The sequence below is a fragment of the Halobacillus sp. H74 genome, assembly GCF_052246715.1.
Classification (GTDB): domain Bacteria; phylum Bacillota; class Bacilli; order Bacillales; family Halobacillaceae; genus Halobacillus; species Halobacillus litoralis_A.
Genome location: NZ_JBQQCI010000026.1, coordinates 1 through 517, shown reverse-complemented (window position 1 = coordinate 517; position 517 = coordinate 1). Strand labels below are relative to the sequence as shown.

Below are 517 nucleotides of genomic sequence, written 5' to 3'. Positions count from 1 at the left end.
AGGTGGGGCCAATGATTGGGGTGAAGTCGTAACAAGGTAGCCGTATCGGAAGGTGCGGCTGGATCACCTCCTTTCTAAGGATTTAGAAACGGAAGCGTACTTGGTTGGTTGTTCAGTTTTGAGAGATTAAACTATGAAAATATTAGCATCTCTTTATTGGATGGGCCTGTAGCTCAGTTGGTCAGAGCGCACGCCTGATAAGCGTGAGGTCGGTGGTTCAAGTCCACTCAGGCCCACCATTCAACTATAAGGGGCCTTAGCTCAGCTGGGAGAGCGCCTGCTTTGCACGCAGGAGGTCAGCGGTTCGATCCCGCTAGGCTCCACCATTTAATTGTTTCATCAAACACAAGAGCTATTTTTGTGTTTTATATTCGACCCTGGAAAAGGGGCGTGAACCTTGAAAACTGGATAAGGAATCAATAGTGGTCATCTAACGATGACGCTAGTGATGACAAGACATCAAACATCGAAATTGTAATCAACGTCTTTTCACGAAGATAGTTAAGTGAATAAGGGC

General features: G+C 46.2%; 2 tRNA genes and 1 rRNA gene. All 3 read left to right on the top strand.

The annotated features are described in order from the left end of the window. Window positions 1-74: ribosomal RNA gene (locus tag ACTWPX_RS21695) — 16S ribosomal RNA — on the top strand; the annotation flags it as partial. A gap of 88 nt (window positions 75-162) precedes the next feature. Further along, a tRNA-Ile gene (locus ACTWPX_RS21690) sits at window positions 163-239 on the top strand. Window positions 240-250: 11 nt separating this feature from the next. Continuing rightward, window positions 251-326, top strand: a tRNA-Ala gene (locus tag ACTWPX_RS21685). Window positions 327-517 lie beyond the last annotated feature (191 nt).